At 69.0% G+C, this 16350-nt stretch carries 15 protein-coding genes and 1 pseudogene; 5 read left to right on the top strand and 11 right to left on the bottom strand.

Features of this window, described 5'->3' with window-relative positions:
• Positions 1 to 243: 243 nt before the first annotated feature.
• Positions 244 to 1050 (top strand): alpha/beta fold hydrolase, encoded by an 807-nt coding sequence (locus D7316_RS22470; protein ID WP_124710239.1) that lies wholly within the window; start codon positions 244 to 246, stop codon positions 1048 to 1050.
• Positions 1051 to 1074: 24 nt separating this feature from the next.
• Here D7316_RS22470 and D7316_RS22465 read toward each other — a convergent pair whose 3' ends face one another.
• From D7316_RS22465 to D7316_RS22435, 7 genes and pseudogenes are all read right to left on the bottom strand, one after another.
• The gene (locus D7316_RS22465) at positions 1075 to 2625 is read right to left on the bottom strand and encodes a carboxylesterase/lipase family protein (protein WP_124710238.1); all 1551 of its coding nucleotides are present in this window, start codon (positions 2623 to 2625) and stop codon (positions 1075 to 1077) included.
• Between the two features lie 87 nt (positions 2626 to 2712).
• Entirely contained in the window at positions 2713 to 3480 is a 768-nt protein-coding gene (locus D7316_RS22460; RefSeq protein WP_124710237.1) for a LamB/YcsF family protein, read from the bottom strand.
• 28 nt (positions 3481 to 3508) lie between these two features.
• Positions 3509 to 4459, bottom strand: a complete 951-nt coding sequence (gene rlmB, locus D7316_RS22455; RefSeq protein ID WP_124710236.1) for a 23S rRNA (guanosine(2251)-2'-O)-methyltransferase RlmB — start codon at positions 4457 to 4459, stop codon at positions 3509 to 3511.
• 1 nt (position 4460) lies between these two features.
• Positions 4461 to 5855 (bottom strand): cysteine--tRNA ligase, encoded by a 1395-nt coding sequence (gene cysS, locus D7316_RS22450; protein ID WP_124710235.1) that lies wholly within the window; start codon positions 5853 to 5855, stop codon positions 4461 to 4463.
• 74 nt (positions 5856 to 5929) lie between these two features.
• On the bottom strand, positions 5930 to 6388 hold the full coding sequence (gene ispF / locus D7316_RS22445; protein ID WP_124710234.1) for a 2-C-methyl-D-erythritol 2,4-cyclodiphosphate synthase: 459 nt from the start codon (positions 6386 to 6388) through the stop codon (positions 5930 to 5932).
• A gap of 164 nt (positions 6389 to 6552) precedes the next feature.
• Positions 6553 to 7218 (bottom strand): annotated as a pseudogene (gene ispD / locus D7316_RS22440) (2-C-methyl-D-erythritol 4-phosphate cytidylyltransferase); the annotation flags it as partial.
• A gap of 43 nt (positions 7219 to 7261) precedes the next feature.
• The gene (locus D7316_RS22435; RefSeq protein WP_124710232.1) at positions 7262 to 7750 is read right to left on the bottom strand and encodes a CarD family transcriptional regulator; all 489 of its coding nucleotides are present in this window, start codon (positions 7748 to 7750) and stop codon (positions 7262 to 7264) included.
• A gap of 381 nt (positions 7751 to 8131) precedes the next feature.
• On the opposite strand from D7316_RS22435, the gene D7316_RS22430 reads away from it, so the two are divergent.
• Together D7316_RS22430 and radA are read left to right on the top strand one after the other, a co-directional pair.
• Entirely contained in the window at positions 8132 to 8719 is a 588-nt protein-coding gene (locus tag D7316_RS22430) for a copper chaperone PCu(A)C (protein WP_232017027.1), read from the top strand.
• Positions 8720 to 8871: 152 nt separating this feature from the next.
• Positions 8872 to 10248 carry a DNA repair protein RadA gene (gene radA, locus D7316_RS22425; protein WP_124710230.1) on the top strand — a complete coding sequence of 459 codons (1377 nt, stop codon included), beginning with the start codon at positions 8872 to 8874 and terminating at the stop codon, positions 10246 to 10248.
• A gap of 43 nt (positions 10249 to 10291) precedes the next feature.
• On the opposite strand, the gene D7316_RS22420 is transcribed toward radA, so the two are convergent.
• Positions 10292 to 10840: a PaaI family thioesterase gene (locus D7316_RS22420; RefSeq protein ID WP_124710229.1), complete on the bottom strand. Its 549-nt coding sequence runs from the start codon at positions 10838 to 10840 to the stop codon at positions 10292 to 10294.
• 69 nt (positions 10841 to 10909) lie between these two features.
• On the opposite strand from D7316_RS22420, the gene disA reads away from it, so the two are divergent.
• The gene (gene disA, locus D7316_RS22415; RefSeq protein ID WP_124710228.1) at positions 10910 to 11992 is read left to right on the top strand and encodes a DNA integrity scanning diadenylate cyclase DisA; all 1083 of its coding nucleotides are present in this window, start codon (positions 10910 to 10912) and stop codon (positions 11990 to 11992) included.
• Between the two features lie 46 nt (positions 11993 to 12038).
• Here the strand turns inward: disA and D7316_RS22410 are convergent, their stop codons facing one another.
• Entirely contained in the window at positions 12039 to 13193 is a 1155-nt protein-coding gene (locus tag D7316_RS22410) for a CaiB/BaiF CoA transferase family protein (RefSeq protein WP_124710227.1), read from the bottom strand.
• Positions 13190 to 14377, bottom strand: a complete 1188-nt coding sequence (locus D7316_RS22405) for an acyl-CoA dehydrogenase family protein (protein WP_124710226.1) — start codon at positions 14375 to 14377, stop codon at positions 13190 to 13192. The genes D7316_RS22410 and D7316_RS22405 overlap by 4 nt, the downstream gene beginning before the upstream one ends.
• Positions 14378 to 14490: 113 nt before the next feature.
• Between D7316_RS22405 and D7316_RS22400 the strand changes: the two genes are divergently transcribed.
• Positions 14491 to 15498 carry a LacI family DNA-binding transcriptional regulator gene (locus tag D7316_RS22400; RefSeq protein WP_124710225.1) on the top strand — a complete coding sequence of 336 codons (1008 nt, stop codon included), beginning with the start codon at positions 14491 to 14493 and terminating at the stop codon, positions 15496 to 15498.
• Positions 15499 to 15556: 58 nt separating this feature from the next.
• On the opposite strand, the gene D7316_RS22395 is transcribed toward D7316_RS22400, so the two are convergent.
• Positions 15557 to 16312 carry a hypothetical protein gene (locus tag D7316_RS22395; protein ID WP_124710224.1) on the bottom strand — a complete coding sequence of 252 codons (756 nt, stop codon included), beginning with the start codon at positions 16310 to 16312 and terminating at the stop codon, positions 15557 to 15559.
• Positions 16313 to 16350: the final 38 nt, after the last annotated feature.

The raw sequence follows: 16350 nt of genomic DNA, 5'->3' as shown, positions 1-16350 counted from the left end.
CGCGTCGAACCCTGCCCCCGCGACGGCGGTCCCTCCCCGGACCGTCGAACTCCCGGCGTGACCGACCACCGGGCCCCTCATGAAAACCCTTGCAGGTGACGGTAGACGATCACACCGCTTCGCGAGTGCCGGTCGTGACCGTCTCGACATCAACAAATGTTGTGCGCGTGCGACGTGGGCTCGTTGTGGGATCGAGTCACAACCGTTTCCCGATGACCGGACCGCGTCTGCGACGATGGCGGGGTGTCCGGTGTGACCACAGGTGAACGAGTCGATGGCGGCGTCTACGTCGAGGTCGGCGGTCGACGTGTCTGGCATTTCCAGGGCGGGGACCCGTCCGGGGCGCCAACTGTGTTGTTGCACGGCGCGTTCGGATCGGCGTCGTCGTGGGGCACGCAGATCGCCGACTTCACCGGAGCCGGGTTGTCGGTCTTCCTCCCCGAACGCAGTGGCCACGGGCACAGTCCCGATCACGACGGCCCGTTCAGCTACGCCGACATGGTCGACGAGACGATCGCCTACCTCGAGACGGCGGTGCGGGCACCAGCGCACCTGGTGGGCTGGAGCGACGGCGCGGTGATCGCCCTGCTCGTCGCGCTGCAGCGACCCGACCTGGTCAACCGCACGGTCCTGGTCACCAACTACCTCAACCCGTCCGGGCAGGACGCCGACGAGTTCTTCCACCTCATCGGCACCCGGGATCCGGGGACCGTGGAGTTCCTGCGCAGCGGCTACGTCGCGGTGTCACCGGACGGCCCGGAGCACTTCGACGTCGTCTACGACAAGACGCTGGCCATGCTCGAGCGCGAACCGGACTACGACCTCGACCGGTTCGCCGGCGTCGCCGCGCCCACTCTGGTGGTCGCGGCGGACCGTGGCGTGATCCGCCTCGAACACGTCCTCGCGCTGTCGCGGATCCTGCCGCGGGGCAGGCTGGCCGTGCTGCCGGGCACTCACATCCTGCCGGTGGAGTCGCCCGAGCTGTTCAACCCGCTGGTGATCTCGTTCCTCGCCGCCGACCCGCCCAGTCACTGGACGCCCACCGTCTGAGCGCCTGTCTGAGCGCACCGACGCTCAGGCCGAGGCGTGCACCTTGCCCCACGCCACACGTCGTGCGCCGTCGGGATCGGTCTGCACCCGGTCCGGGTCGTCGATGATCAGCACCCGCCGGGACTCCGCGTCGTAGGTCGGCCATCCGGCCCCGGGGGCGCCCGCTGTGGCGAATGCCCCCCAGCGGTCCTGCACGTCGGCGATGACCCGTCCGGTCGAGCGCCAATCACCCACCGCCAGGCCGGCGCCGATCGCCGTCCGATAGGCCCCGAAGACGGCGAACATCTCGGTGGCGTGGGTGGCCCCGAGGCCGGTTGCGGCGAGCAGTCGCGTCCGGAAGTCATACCGGTAGACGTAGGTGGGCGCGACGGCGCCGTGCGCCTCGGCGAACGCCACCATCGGAGCCCAGAACACGGCGTCGGCGGAGAGTTGCACCAGATCGCTGTCACCGCCGTCGTACAGTGCCGCGATCTCCTTGCGATCCTGTTCGTCGTTGACCCGCACCAGCGCCTTCTCCGCGTCGGGCAGCACATTCCACAGTCGGGAGAACAGTTGTCCCTCGTCGTGGTTGCTCCCGATGATCAGTGGCACCGGCAGCGTCGTGCCCGACGCGGCCATCTCCAGTGGGGAGCCCGGCAGGTAGTCGCCGTCGATGACCGGGCCGAACGGGATCGGGTCGCCGACCTCGGCGTGCTGCGCGAACTTCATCAGCTTGTTGCCGGTCCGCAGGATGTCCTGAGCCGACGCCCGCGCCAGCAGGGCCCGGGCCTCGTCCGGCGCGATGGGCTCGGCGGCGGGGTCGACGGCCGTCGAGCGACGCTGGGGATCGCGCAGCAGACGCAGGAACTCGTCGGCGTAGATCCGGGCCGCGTCACGCGAGATGACCAGTTCCGGTGCCGGACTCTCGGCGATCGCGCGGGCGAACAGACCCTTGGCCGCCGGCGCGCTGAGCAGCGACATCACGGCCGACCCGCCGGCGCTCTCGCCGAACACGGTCACGTTGTCGGGGTCGCCGCCGAAGGCGGCGATGTTGCGCTGGACCCACTGCAGGGCCGCGACCTGGTCCTTGAGCCCCAGATTGCTGTCGAACGGACGGTCGTCGTCGGAGTACGCGCCGAAGTCGAGGTAGCCGAACGGCCCGAATCGGTACTGCACCGTCACCACGATCACGTCCTGCGAACGGGCCAGCAGCGAACCCTCGTAGAGCGGTGTCGCGGCTGTGCCGAGGATGTAGGCGCCGCCGTGGATGAAGACCATCACCGGACGTGGCGCGGTCGCGACGCGGTCCGGAGCGAAGACGTTCAGCGTCAGGCAGTCCTCGCCCATCGGTTGATACCTGCCCGGCGCGACGGCGGTGAAGCGCTTCTCCTGGATCGCGGCCTTGCCGAATCGCGTGCAGTCGCGCACCCCGGGCCACGGGTGTACCGGCTGCGGATCACGGAAGCGGAGCCCGGCCACCGGCGGCGCGGCGAACGGGATGCCCTTCCAGCTGATGGTGCCGCGCCGACTGCGCTTGCCCCGAGCCCCCTCGACGATGCCATCGGCGGTGGTAACCCTGCTATCGAACGATGTCATGTCACCCAACATAGTCGACGGGTACGAGTCATCGCCGATGGGCCGTGACGGGCGTCACATCTGCGCTCCCGCACCGAGAACCGCTCCTCAGCGGCGTGCGGCCACGACGACACCGCTCTCGCCGAGCGCTTCCCGTACCGCACGAGCATGCTCGACGGCCCCCGGCGTGTCTCCGTGCAGGCAGATCGACTCGGCGTCGACGGCAATATCCGAGCCGTCCACGGCAGCGACCGTGCCGTCGATGACCAATCCGACGACCCGCCGGGCGATCGCGGCACTGTCGGTCAGCACGGCACCCGGCTCGGTCCGCGGCACCAACGTCCCGTCCGGGCGGTAGCCGCGGTCGGCGAATGCCTCGGTGATGACCGCGAGCCCGGCCCGTTCGGCACGTCGCAGCGACACCGAGCCGGGCAGGCCCATCAACGGCAACGACCCGCCGAGTTCGACGATCGCGGCGACCACCGCATCCGCCTGTCGCTCGTGCTCGACGATGGAGTTGTACAGCGCACCATGGGGTTTCACGTAGGCGACCTCGGCACCGACGGCACGGGCGATGCCCTCGAGCGCACCGATCTGATACAGGACGTCGGCGGTCAGATCATCCGGTGCGATGTCCATGAAGCGGCGGCCGAAGCCCGACCGGTCCGGGTAGGAGACCTGGGCACCGATCCGCACCCCGGCCGCCGCGGCCGCCCGGCAGGTCGCCACGAGTTCGGCGGGTGTACCCGCGTGGAAGCCGCAGGCGACATTGGCGCTGCTGACGACGTCGAGCATGGCCTCGTCGTCGCCGACGCCCTCGCCGAGGTCGGCGTTCAGGTCGATGATGAGATCCGCCGATCGCCCGCGTCCACCCATGTCGGGAAGCCTAACGGTCGAGGCGGCGCTAGTGACGTCGCTGACGTGCGAACTCGGCCAGCACCACGCCCGCGGCGACCGAGGCGTTCAGACTCTCGACGTCGCCTGCCATCGGGATCGACAGGATCGAATCGCAGGTCTCGCGGACCAGCCGCGACAGCCCCTTGCCCTCGGAGCCGACGACGATCACGGTCGGGCCGGTGCCGTCGTAGTCGTCGAGCGTCACATCGCCCTCGGTGTCGAGGCCGACCAGTTGCGCCCCCGATGCCGCCCAGTCCTTCAGCGTCCGGGTCAGGTTGGGCGCCTGCGCCACCGGTAGCCGTGCGGCCGCACCGGCACTCGTCCGCCAGGCGACGGCCGTCACGCTGGCGCTGCGGCGCTGCGGTATGACGACGCCGTGGCCACCGAAGGCCGCGACCGAACGGATCACCGCACCCAGGTTGCGCGGATCGGTGATGTTGTCCAGCGCCACCAGCAGCGGCGCGGTGCCGCTGTCGAGCGCGTCGCGCATCAGGTCATCGGGATGGGCGTACCGGTACTCCGGCACCTGCAGGGCGATGCCCTGGTGCAGACCGTTCGACGACATCCGGTCGAGCTCGCCCTTGCCGATCTCGAGGATCGCGATACCCGAGTCGCCCGCCATCTTCACCGACTCGGCGACGCGGTCGTCCGGCTCGGAGTTGGTGGCCAGGTAGAGCGCGGTCGCCGGGACACCGGCACGAAGGCACTCCAGCACCGGATTCCGGCCCAACACGTATTCGGGACCATCGTCCTTGCGGGTGCGGGCACCCCGCCCGGCGGTCGTCTTCACCGCCGCCTTGGCCTTCTTGTGTGCGGGGTGGTACGGACGGTCGACGGCCTTGGGCGTCGCGCCGCGGGCCTCGAGTCCCCGTCGTCGCTGACCGCCGGACCCCACGGTCTGGCCCTTCTTGGTGCCCGTCTTGCGCACGGCGCCTTTGCGTTTGGAGTTGCCTGCCATGTCAGGAAGATCCCTTCAGCGACCATTGCGCGCCATCCGGCGTGTCGGTGACCTCGATGCCCGCCTCGGCGAGTCGATCGCGCACAGAATCTGCGGTGGCCCAGTCTTTCTCGGTTCGTGCGCGGGAGCGCCGCTGCAGCTCCGCCCGGACAAGGACATCGAGGGCCGTGGTCGCCGCCGACTCGTCGGTGCTCTCGTCGAGCCAGTGGGGGTCGAGCGGATCGACACCGAGGATGCCCATCATCGCGCGCACCGACGACGCCGCGGCCAATGCGCCTGCGCCGTCGCCGGATTCGAGTGCGGTGTTACCCTGCCGGACCACGTTGTGGATCACCGCGAGACCGGCCGGCACACCCAGATCGTCGTCGAGCGCATCGGCGAACTCAACCGGGACGTCGCCGACCGTCACGTCACCGACGCGGGTGGACACCCGTGACACGAACGACTCCACCCGGCGATACCCGGCCGCGGCCTCGGTCAGCGCACCATCGGAGTACTCGAGCATCGAGCGGTAATGCGCACTGCCGAGGTAGTAGCGCAACTCGACCGCGCGCACGCGCGACAGCATCGCCGGGATGGACACGACGTTGCCCAACGACTTGCTCATCTTCTCGCCGCCCATGGTCACCCAGCCGTTGTGCAGCCAATAGCGCGCGAACGGATCGCCGGCGCCGTGCGCCTGCGCGATCTCGTTCTCATGGTGCGGGAAGATGAGATCCATGCCACCGCAATGGATGTCGAACTCCGGGCCGAGGAGCGAAGTGGCCATCGCCGAGCACTCCAGATGCCAGCCGGGACGTCCGCGACCCCACGGCGTCGGCCAGGAGGGTTCGTGGGGCTTGGCCGCCTTCCATAGCGTGAAGTCGCGCGGATCGCGTTTGCCGCTGCCCGCACTCTCGCCCTGGTGCACGTCGTCGAGGCGGTGCCCCGAGAGCGCACCGTAGTCGGGCAGGCTCGTCACGTCGAAGTAGACGTTGCCGTCGGAGGCATAGGCATGGCCGCGCTCGATGAGCCGTTCCATGTACTCGACCATCTGCGTGACGAATCCGGTGGCCCGCGGTTCGCCCGACGGCGGCAGCACGCCGAGCGCGTCGTAGGCGGTGCTGAACTCGCGCTCGTGGGTCGCCGCCCACTCCCACCACGGACGGCCGGCGTCGGCCGCCTTCCGCAGGATCTTGTCCTCGATGTCGGTCACGTTGCGGACGAAGAGGACGTCGAGACTCTTGTGCTCGAGCCAGCGGCGCAGCACATCGAAGGCGATTCCGCTGCGGACATGACCGATGTGTGGCACGCCCTGCACGGTGGCGCCACACAGGTACACCGATGCCCTGCCGGGGTGCAGCGGCACGAAGTCGCGCACCTCTCGGGTAGCGGTGTCAAACAGGCGCAAGGTCACGACGTGCGATCTTACCCGGTCCGGTGTGCCCGACCCGTCGTCGCGGCCCGCAACCGTCGCCGGTCCACCGGTGATCACTCGAGCAACGCGGTGGCCACCGCCGCGACACCCTCGCCGCGACCGGTCATGCCCAGTCCGTCGGTCGTGGTCGCCGAGACCGACACCGGGGCGTCGAGGGCAAGGCTGAGCACGCGCTGCGCCTCCTCCCGGCGCGGACCGATCTTCGGCCGGTTACCGATCACCTGGACCGCGGCGTTGACCACCCGGAAGCCGGCACCACCGACGAGCGTGCGGACGTGCTCGAGCATCGCGACACCCGACACACCCGCCCATTCCGGGCGTCCGGTGCCGAACACCGATCCGACGTCGCCGAGCCCGGCCGCCGACAGCACGGCGTCGCAGAGCGCATGTGCGCCCACATCGCCGTCGGAATGGCCTTCGCAGCCGGGTGTGTCGGGGAAGTGCAGACCGACCATCCAGCACGGCGAGTTCGCGTCGACGCGGTGCGCGTCGGTACCGATACCCACCCTCATCGGCGTCCCCGTTCGGGGGCGTGGTCTCGATACGTCTCCTCGCTGCGCTCGTCGACTACTCGACCAGCAAACAAATCCTCGCTGCGCTCGTCGACCACTCGACCAGCGGACGTCTCCTCGCTGCGCTCGTCGACCACTCGGCCGGCGGGAGTGGACTCGGCGGCGACGATGTCGCGGGCGATGCGCAGGTCCCAGGGAGTGGTGATCTTGAAGGCGAGTGGGTCACCCGGCACCACGTGAACGGGGATACCGCATCGCTCGGCCAGCCCGGCGTCGTCGGTGGCCAGGCCGGAGTCGTCGGCGTGGGCCTGCGCGAGCGCCGCGCGGGTGAAGCCCTGCGGGGTCTGGATCGCGCGGAGGAGTTCTCGGTCGACGGTGCGCACCACACGTTCGGGTGCCGGCCCCGAGATGTCCGGGTCGATCTGTTTGAGGGTGTCGGCGACCGGGAGTCCCGGCACGACGGCGGGATGACCGGCCTGCACCGCGTCGACGACCCGGGCGAACATCGCCGGTGGGGTCAGCGGACGGGCCGCGTCGTGCACGAGCACGATGTCGGAGTTGCGGCCGGAGGCCTCGATCCCGGCGCGGACGGATTCGGATCTGTGTGCGCCACCGGCCACGACGACCGCATCCGGCACGAGCCGGCGTGCGTCGTCGATGAGATCTGCGGGGACCACCACGATGACGGTGTCCGCAACGGCGGCCTCGACGATCCCGGCGACGCAGATCTCCAGGATCGTGCGGCCACCGAGATCGACGAATGCCTTCGGCACCGACTCGCCGAGACGGGTACCCGACCCGGCGGCCGGCACGATCACACTCACCGTCATCCCGGTACCGCCGGGAGGACAGTCATGTGCGGGAGACGCGAGATCAGGACGCTGCGGCCAGCACCTCGTCGAGAATGCTGGTCGCCTTCTCGTCGTCGGTGTTCTGTGCCAGCGACAGTTCGTCGACGAGGACGCGGCGAGCACGGGTCAGCATGCGCTTCTCCCCTGCGGACAGACCACGGTCCTGCTCACGACGCCAGAGGTCGCGAACGATCTCGGCGACCTTGATGATGTCACCGGAGATGAGCTTCTCCTGGTTTGCCTTGAAGCGGCGGGCCCAGTTGGTGGGTTCTTCGGTATGCGGGGCGCGAAGCACCTCGAAAACCTCTCCCAGCCCTTCTTCGCCGACCACGTCGCGAACTCCGACGTACTCGAGCTTGGTCGACGGGATCTGGACGGTCATGTCACCATCGGCGACTTTGAGAACCAGGTATTCGATCTGTTCACCCTTGATGGTCCGAGTCACGATGTCCTCGACCCGAGCAGCACCGTGATGTGGGTAGACAACGGTGTCGCCAACTTTGAAATTCAATGTTCCGTGCCCCTTTCGAGTAGAGCCAGTCTAGCACGGGCGTCCGAGAGGGCCCACACAACGGTGCAGGTCAACGCACTGAATCGACCTCCGCGACCCTCCCGCCAGCAGTAATGGTCGCGCGCCGGACGGGCCGTGATCGGCCCCACACCGACGTCGTCGAGTGGCCCGTACGCCCACCGGCACACCGACATTGCGACACCAATCCGGCACCCGATCGGGCTTTTGCCGCCGCCGCCCACTACGCTGCGTAGTGCAGGGTTCGCGCCATGTGCGCATCGGCCTTCGATTACCTGGGAGGAACGGGTGTCAGTGCTTCGGAAAACCGCTGGGCGTTCGGTTGTGCGCACGGAAAAGGGTCGTGCGTTCGGTAACCGGACGATGAAGGCCACCGCGATCGCCGCGTTCGGGATCGCGCTCGCACTCGGCACCACCGCGTGCGGTGCCGGTCAGATCTCGCAGACCGCGAACCAGGAGCCTGCCGTCAACGGCAACCTGGCGAACGTCGGCAGCATGCAGTTGCGCAACGTGCAGATCGTGTACCCCCAGGACAAGGCCGACGAGGTGTTCGGCAACGGCGGCCCGTTCCAGGTCTCCTTCGTGATCACCAACATCGACCCGGTCGAGAACGACCGCCTGACCGGGATCGTCGCCCCCGACGGCGGCACCGTCAGCATCGTCGGCAACACCCAGATCCCCGCGGGCCAGGCGCTGCGGGCCGGCAAGCCGATCGGCCTGCTCGAGCCCCAGGACGTCAAGACCACCGACGCGGAGAAGCGTGCGACCGTGGTGCTGACCGGCGCGGGCAAGACGGTCGCGCCGGGTCTCACCACACCGCTGACCTTCCGCTTCGAGAAGTCGGGCGAGATCACCGTCAACACCCCGGTGGACGTCGGCACCTATCAGGTCCGCGAGGACAAGATCCGGCAGGCCGAGGCGCCCGCCGACGAGCACTCCGGCGGCCACTGACCGACCGGCGCCGCTCGCTCGACCCGGATTTCCGCCCACCCCATCTCTCGCACAACACCTTTCGCACGACGAAGGTGATGCGCGGGAGGTGGGGTGGAGTCGTCTCTGCGTCGCGCACCGTCGCTGTCGGCAACCATCAGTAGGGTGATCGGGTGGCCAAACCCAGATCATCGTTCCGGTGCAGCGCCTGCGGACACTCCGTCGGCAAATGGGTGGGCCGCTGCCCGGAGTGCGGCGAATGGGGCACCGTCGACGAGACCGCCGCCGCCGTGCGTCCGAACGGGGTCGGCGGCGTCGCACCGACCAGCCCGGCCCGACCCATCACCGAGATCGACGCCAATGCATCCGTCGCGGTGGCCACCGGCATCGAGGAACTCGACCGTGTCCTCGGCCGCGGCGTCGTCCCCGGATCGGTGATCCTGCTCGCCGGCGAGCCGGGCGTCGGCAAGTCCACACTCCTGCTCGAGACGGTCAAACACTGGGCGCAGCGCGGTCAGACGGCGCTGTATCTCACCGGCGAGGAGTCCGCCGGGCAGGTCCGGATGCGGGCCGAACGTACCGGCGCCGTCCACCAGAACGTCTATCTCGCAGCCGAAACCGACCTCGCCACCATCCTCGGGCACGTCGACGAGGTGAATCCGTCACTGGTGGTGGTGGATTCGGTGCAGACCGTCGTGGCCACCGGGACCGACGGGGTGACCGGCGGTGTCACACAGATCCGGGCGGTGACCACCGCGCTGGTCTCGATGGCGAAGAACCGCGGCATCGCGGTGGTCCTCGTCGGGCATGTCACCAAGGACGGTGCGGTCGCCGGCCCGCGGTCACTGGAGCATCTCGTCGACGTCGTGCTGTCGTTCGAGGGCGACCGGCACTCGAGTCTCCGCATGGTGCGAGGCATCAAGAACCGGTTCGGTGCGGCCGACGAGGTCGGCTGCTTCGAGCAACGCGACGACGGCATCCACGAGGTGCCCGACCCGTCCGGGATCTTTCTGCATCAGCGCGACACCGATGTGAGCGGAACCGCGAACCTGGTGACCATGGACGGCAAACGGGCACTCGTCGGCGAGATCCAGGCGTTGGGCAACGAATCGACGATGGCGACGCCGCGGCGGGCCGTTTCCGGTCTCGACTCCGCGCGTGTCGCGATGGTGCTGGCAGTGCTGCAGAGCCGCATGGGAATCATCCAGATCGCCAAGAACGAGATCTACGTGGCCACTGTCGGCGGGATGCGGGTGACCGAGCCGGCCGCCGACCTGGCCATCGCCCTCTCGGTCCACTCGGCGATCGAAGGCCGGACCATTCCGCATTCCACGGTCGCGATCGGCGAGGTCGGTCTGGCCGGCGAGGTGCGGCGGGTGACCGCGGTGGCCCGCCGAGTGGCGGAGGCGAAGCGGCTCGGCTTCCGACACGCGATCGTGCCCGCCGGCGGCGACGAGAACCTGCCCGCAGGCATCCGCATCACCCGGGTGTCGGATCTGGGTCAGGCGGTGAATGCCTGCACGGCCAGCCCGGTGAACGCACCGTTCTGACCCGTGTCGACCCTGACCCGTGTCCGACCGGGTCGACGGGATCTCACGGCCGCGACAGCCGCTGCTTGTACTCGTCGGAGATCTGGCTCTTGTCCAGGTGCTCGGCGAAATGCTCGCGCGCGTTGATGGACACGAAGATCGCGTGCGCCACCGCCACCGGCTGATCGGGGTCGCCGATGTGCGCGACGCCCTCGGTGTACAGCTTGCGGCGCTGCCGGCCGAGCAGGGTGGCGGACAACTCCAGCGTGGAGCCGACGGGGATCGGCCGCAGGAAGTCGACCTCCAGATGGACGGTGACCGCCGACGGCCCCACCAGCAGCGGCGCCATCCCCATCACGTCGTCGAACGCGGTGGTCAGGATGCCCCCGTGGAGTACGCCCGGTCCACCCTCGAAATGCGGCTCGACCTCCATCGACGCCCGGATCGTGAAGCCCTCCCCGGCGTATATCTCCAGATGCAGCCCGTTCGGCGAGTCCTCGCCGCAGCCGTAACACATGTGATTGTGCATGCGCATCCGCTCGCCCGGCCCGACCGCCTTCGGATGACGTTCGATCGGGTCCAGGTCGGTGGGCACCACAAAACCGCTCTTCACGTCCCGATACCCTAGTCGGTGTACAGCTGTACGCGGGCAACCGCCTGCAGCACCATTGGAAGGGACACGATGGTCGAGATCGCGAAGTCCGAGCTGACCCGGGAGACGCTGGCGCGGGTCGCGCCGGGAACCGGGTTGCGGGACGGACTCGAACGCATCCTGCGCGGCGGAACCGGTGCCCTGATCGTGCTCGGCCACGACTCCGACGTGGAGAAGATCTGCGACGGCGGCTTCCACCTCGACGTCGAGTTCGCCCCCACCCGTCTGCGTGAGTTGGCGAAAATGGATGGGGCCGTGGTTCTCTCGACCGACGGCAAACGGATCGTACGCGCCAACGTGCAGTTGGTGCCGGACCCCACGATCCCGACCGAGGAGTCCGGTACCCGACATCGCGCGGCCGAACGTACCGCCATCCAAACCCGCCACCCGGTGATCTCGGTGAGCGCCTCGATGTCGATCGTGAGCGTCTACGTCGACGGCGTACGACGTGTCGTCGAGAGTCCCGATCCGATCCTGTCCCGCGCGAACGTCGCGCTGGCCACCCTCGAGCGCTACAAGATGCGACTCGACGAGGTCATCGCCGGCCTGTCGCGGGCCGAGATCGAGGATTACGTGTTGTTGCGTGATGCCATGTCGACCGCGCAGCGGATGGAGATGGTGCGCCGCGTCTCGGTGGAGATCGAGGAGTACGTGCTCGAACTCGGGGTGAACGGCCGACAGGTCAGCCTGCAACTCGAGGAACTGATCAGCGAGAACGACACGATGCGCGAACTGCTGGTGCGCGACTACTACGCGAGTCCCGAACCGGCGAGCACCGAGGAGGTACGCCAGGCGCTCGAGACCGTCGAGGCGCTCTCCGACGCCGATCTGCTGGATCTGACCCTGCTCGCCGGGGCCTTCGGCTATCCGACGACGATCGAGGCGCAGGACACCGCGATGAGTCCACGCGGTTACCGACTGCTCGCACGGATCTCCCGACTGCAGTTCGCCCACGTCGATCGCCTGGTCCGCAGTTTCGGCACCCTGCAGTCGCTGCTCGCGACGAGTGCCGCCGATCTGCAGGCGGTCGAGGGCATCGGCAGCATCTGGGCCCGCCACATCCGTGAGGGACTCTCGCGGCTGGCCGAGAGCAGCATCGAACGCTACGAGTAGTCGGTCCGCGCAGGCGATCGCGGTGGGCGCGCCGTCGAGCCGCCGATCACGCCTCCTGGCCGATCCGTCCGTCCTCGTCGAGTCGTGGCGGCGCCGACCGATAGGTGGCCGGCGTGGCGCTCATCCGGATCGGGTTGGCCACCTGCCGGATCGGGACATCCCGGCGTGGGTCGTCGACGGTGACGACCGGCTGCAGCCCGAGCCGTTCGGCGAGCGCGACGGCATCGGCGATGTCGTTGAGCGGACCGCACGGCACCCGACGATCCGTCAGCACGGCGAACCATGCGTCGGCGGTGTCCCGGCGGAGCACGGCGGTCAGCAGCTCGACGAGTTCGTCGCGATGGGCGACGCGGGCCGCATTCGTGGCAAAGCGGTTGTCCGACGCCATATCCGGCAGCCCGAGCACATCGACGAGTGCCGCGAACTGTCGGTCGTTGCCGACCGCGAGCACCAGCGGTCGGTCCGCGGTCTCGAACACCTCGTAGGGCGCGACGCTCGGATGGCGATTGCCCATCGCCTGCGGCACGACGCCGGCGCTGACGTATCCCGACGCCTGATTCACCAACGCGGACAACAACGACGACAGCAGGTTCACCTCGACCCGCTGACCCTCGCCCGTACGGTCACGATGTCGCAGCGCCGCGAGGATGCCGACGGCGGCATGCAGACCGGTGATCACGTCGACCATCGCGACACCGACCTTGGTCGGCGTGGCCGGGTCCGGCCCGGTGACGCTCATCAGTCCGCCGACGGCCTGGATGAGGAGGTCGTAGCCGGGGAGCTGATGGTCACCGCCGAAACCCGTCACCGAGCAGTAGACGATGTCCGGGTTGATCTCCCGCACCGCGTCGTGGCCGAGACCGAGTCGGTCCATCGTGCCCGGCAGGAAATTCTCGACGACCACATCCGCACGCTCGACGAGACGTCGGGCCGCGGCCAGCCCGTCGGGGTCGGCGAGATCGAGGGCCAGTGACCGCTTGTTGCGGTTGACCGACAAGAAGTACGACGACTCCTCCCCGACCCACGGCGGACCCCAGCTGCGGGTGTCGTCACCCGAACCGGGGCGTTCGATCTTGACCACCTCGGCGCCCAGATCGGCGAGCAGCATCGTCGCGTACGGCCCGGCGAGCACCCGGCCGAAATCGGCGATCACCAGCCCGCCGAGCGCTCCGCCCGGGTCGTCGCCGAGCGGGTCGCTCACCGGAATGCGCCCTCGCCCGTGAGCGCCTTGCCGATGGTCAGCTGGTGGACCTCCGAGGTGCCCTCGTAGGTGAGCACCGACTCGAGGTTGTTGGCGTGCCGGATGACCGGATACTCGAGGGTGATCCCGTTGGCGCCCAAGATGGTTCGGCACTCGCGGGCGATGGCGATGGCCTCGCGCACGCTGTTGAGCTTGCCGGTGCTGACCTGCTCGGGGGTGATCTCGCCGCGGTCTTTGAGGCGGCCGAGGTGGTAGGCCAGCAGGTGCCCCTTGCCCACCTCGAGTGCCATGTCGGCGATCTTGGCCTGGGTCAGCTGGTAACCGGCGAGCGGCTTGTCGAACACCTCCCGCGTCTGCGAGTAGTCGATGGCGACCTCGAGACAGTCCCGCGCGGCGCCCATGGCGCCGAAGATGATGCCGAAGCGGGCCTCACCGAGACTCGTGAGGGGTCCGCGGAGTCCCTGCGCCTCGGGCAGCATCGCCGACTGCGGGAGGCGGACGTCGTCGAGCACGAGTTCGGAGGTGACCGACGCGCGCAGCGAGACCTTCTTGTGGATCTCCGGGGCGGAGAAGCCGGGGGTGTCGGTGGGGACGACGAATCCGCGGATGCCGCCCGGGCTGTCGGCGAGGTCGGTCTGCGCCCAGACGACGGCGACGTCGGCGATCGAGCCGTTGGTGATCCACATCTTGGTGCCGTTGAGCACCCAGTCGTCGCCGTCGCGCTTGGCGTGGGTGCGCATCCCGGCCGGATTGGACCCGAAATCGGGCTCGGTCAGTCCGAAACATCCGATCGCGTCACCGGCGGCCATGCGCGGCAACCACTCCTGCTTCTGCTCCTCGCTGCCCCAATGATGGATGGAGAACATCGCCAGCGAGCCCTGCACCGAGACGAGACTGCGGATACCCGAGTCCACCGCCTCGAGTTCGAGGCACGCCAGACCGTAGGTCGTCGCGCTGAGGCCCGGGCAGCCGTACCCCTCCAGATGCATGCCGAGCGCACCGAGCGACCCGAGTTCCTTCGCGATGTCCCGGGCGGGCAGCTTCGCGTCCTCGAACCAGTCCGCGACATGCGGACGCAGGCGCTCGTCGGCGAATTTCCGGACGGTGTCGCGGATCGCGATCTCCTCGGGCTCGAGAAGCGAATCGAGAGCGAAGAGTTGACTCAGGGTCTGCGGTCGGGACATCTGTTCCTCCGGCTGTGCGAGAACGATTGCAAGAACGATTGCATCGACTAACGTAGGTCGGGATCCGCAGCCGCGTCAACCGGCGGCCGACCGGAAGGGGGTGGACCGAACCCATGCGTGACGGCAACCGCGCACCCACGCTCAAGGAGATCGCCGAACGTGCCGGCGTGCACGTCTCCACCGCCTCCCGCGTGCTGCGCCAGCCCGAGCCCGCCGACGGGTGGTCGGCGTCGGCGTCGCGGGTGCGCCGGGTGGCCGCGGAGCTCGGCTACCAGCCCAATCTGTGGGCGGCCAGCCTGCGCACACGCAAGACCACCACCCTCGGGGTCGTGATGACCCGCCTCACCGACGGCGTGGTCGCGACCACCTACCAGGGCATCGAGAAGGCGGCCACCCGCGCCGGATACTCGGTCCTCTTGTCGAGCCCACCCGACGACCTCGACGCCCAACGCGGCGCCATCGAACTGCTGATCGGCCGGCAGGTGGACGGACTGCTGCTCAGCGGCCTGCACAACCCGGGCCGCCCGTTCATCGACTCCCTCTCGGTCGGACACGTGCCGCTCCTGACGGTGACGCGCCACGCCGAGGCCGGGCTCCCGTTCGTCGGCGGTGACGACCGCAACGGCGGCCGGCTGGCGGCGCGGCATCTGCTCGATCGCGGGTACACCGACCTCGCCGTGATCGCCGGGCCGGCGCACGCCACCACCGCGAGCGATCGGGTGGCCGGTTTCCGGGCCGCTCTCGCCGCCGCAGCCGTGACCATTCCCGCCCGCCGGATCGTGCACTCGTCATTCGAGGTGGAGGGCGGCATCGAGGCCGGCCGCGCGTTGCTCGCATCGGCCGAGCGTCCGCGGGCGATCTTCACGGTCTCCGACAGCATCGCCATCGGCGTGATGGGCGTGGCCCGCGACCTCGGGCTCCGCATCCCCGACGACGTGGCACTCGTCGGCTACAACGACATCCCCGTGGTCGCGCAGCTGCCGGTCCCGCTGACGACGATCCGTTCACCCGCACACGAGATCGGGGCGACGGCCGCCCGGCGACTCCTCGACCTGGTCGACGGCCGTGAACCCGAGACCATCCGCCTGCCGGTCGAGCTGATCGCGCGCGCGACGACCTGATCGCCCCGACCGGGTAGCGGACGTCCGCGCCCCGGCGCTTCTCCGACGAACCGCGAACTCAGGGTTGGGCCGGCGCAACCACGTTGAAGGTGATCGGAGCGGATTCCTTCTCGCCGATCTTTCCGATGGCCTGGTAGGCCCCGACCGCGATGGGCACACGCGGCCTGTCGCAGCCGGGGTTGCTGGTGGTGCCCGACCAGGTGATGGTGTCGCGCACTTGCTGGGAGGGCTTGAGTACCACGTTGTTCACGGTCTGCAGCGGCGAGCAATCGCGCGCCGACCACAGCGTGCGCGTGCCGTCGAGGTTGCGCACGATCACGTTCTGCGCGGCTTTTCCGACGTCGCGGGTGCACTCGGTGAGGCCTGCGTTGGTGGTGACGATGGTGAACACCGGCTGATCGCCGGTGGTGTAGGTCGGCTTGTCGGTGTACAGCACGACCGAGATGTTGGCGTCGGGGCAGAGTCCGGATGCGGGAACGGGTCCGGGGGCTGCCGACGATGCGCTCGGCACGGGCACCGAGGACGATGCGGCTGCCGAGCCAGGCGCACCGGCCGCGACATTGCCGTTGCCGCCGCCGGTTCCGCCGCCGCTGACCTCTCCGCTCGCGGAGGGATCCGAGGGTTCGGTCGAATAGGCGGTCGACGAGGCCACCGATGACGACGCGGCCGCCGTCGAGGGCTGATCATTGCTGCCGCCGGTGGCCCAGACGATGAGGCCGATGACCAATGCGACCGCCACGACCGCACCACCGATCGCGACGATCCGACGTCGCCAATAGATCTCTGGTGGTAGCGGGCCCTGCGGTTCGATCACGGGACCAACGCTAACGGCCGAGTACAAAGCGCCGTCCG

It is taken from the genome of Gordonia insulae (genome assembly GCF_003855095.1).
Classification (GTDB): domain Bacteria; phylum Actinomycetota; class Actinomycetes; order Mycobacteriales; family Mycobacteriaceae; genus Gordonia; species Gordonia insulae.
Note: the sequence above shows the minus strand (reverse complement) of the source record. Positions and strands in the feature narration are given on the sequence as shown.

Bases quoted from the DNA above. Each gene is read 5' to 3' on its own strand.
- D7316_RS22465 (WP_124710238.1), bottom strand. From the start codon at position 2,625: ATGACATCGTTCGATAGCAGGGTTACCACCGCCGATGGCATCGTCGAG.
- D7316_RS22460 (WP_124710237.1), bottom strand. From the start codon at position 3,480: ATGGGTGGACGCGGGCGATCGGCGGATCTCATCATCGACCTGAACGCC.
- rlmB (WP_124710236.1), bottom strand. From the start codon at position 4,459: ATGGCAGGCAACTCCAAACGCAAAGGCGCCGTGCGCAAGACGGGCACC.
- ispF (WP_124710234.1), bottom strand. From the start codon at position 6,388: ATGAGGGTGGGTATCGGTACCGACGCGCACCGCGTCGACGCGAACTCG.
- D7316_RS22430 (WP_232017027.1), top strand. From the start codon at position 8,132: ATGAAGGCCACCGCGATCGCCGCGTTCGGGATCGCGCTCGCACTCGGC.
- disA (WP_124710228.1), top strand. From the start codon at position 10,910: ATGGTCGAGATCGCGAAGTCCGAGCTGACCCGGGAGACGCTGGCGCGG.
- D7316_RS22405 (WP_124710226.1), bottom strand. From the start codon at position 14,377: ATGTCCCGACCGCAGACCCTGAGTCAACTCTTCGCTCTCGATTCGCTT.
- D7316_RS22400 (WP_124710225.1), top strand. From the start codon at position 14,491: ATGCGTGACGGCAACCGCGCACCCACGCTCAAGGAGATCGCCGAACGT.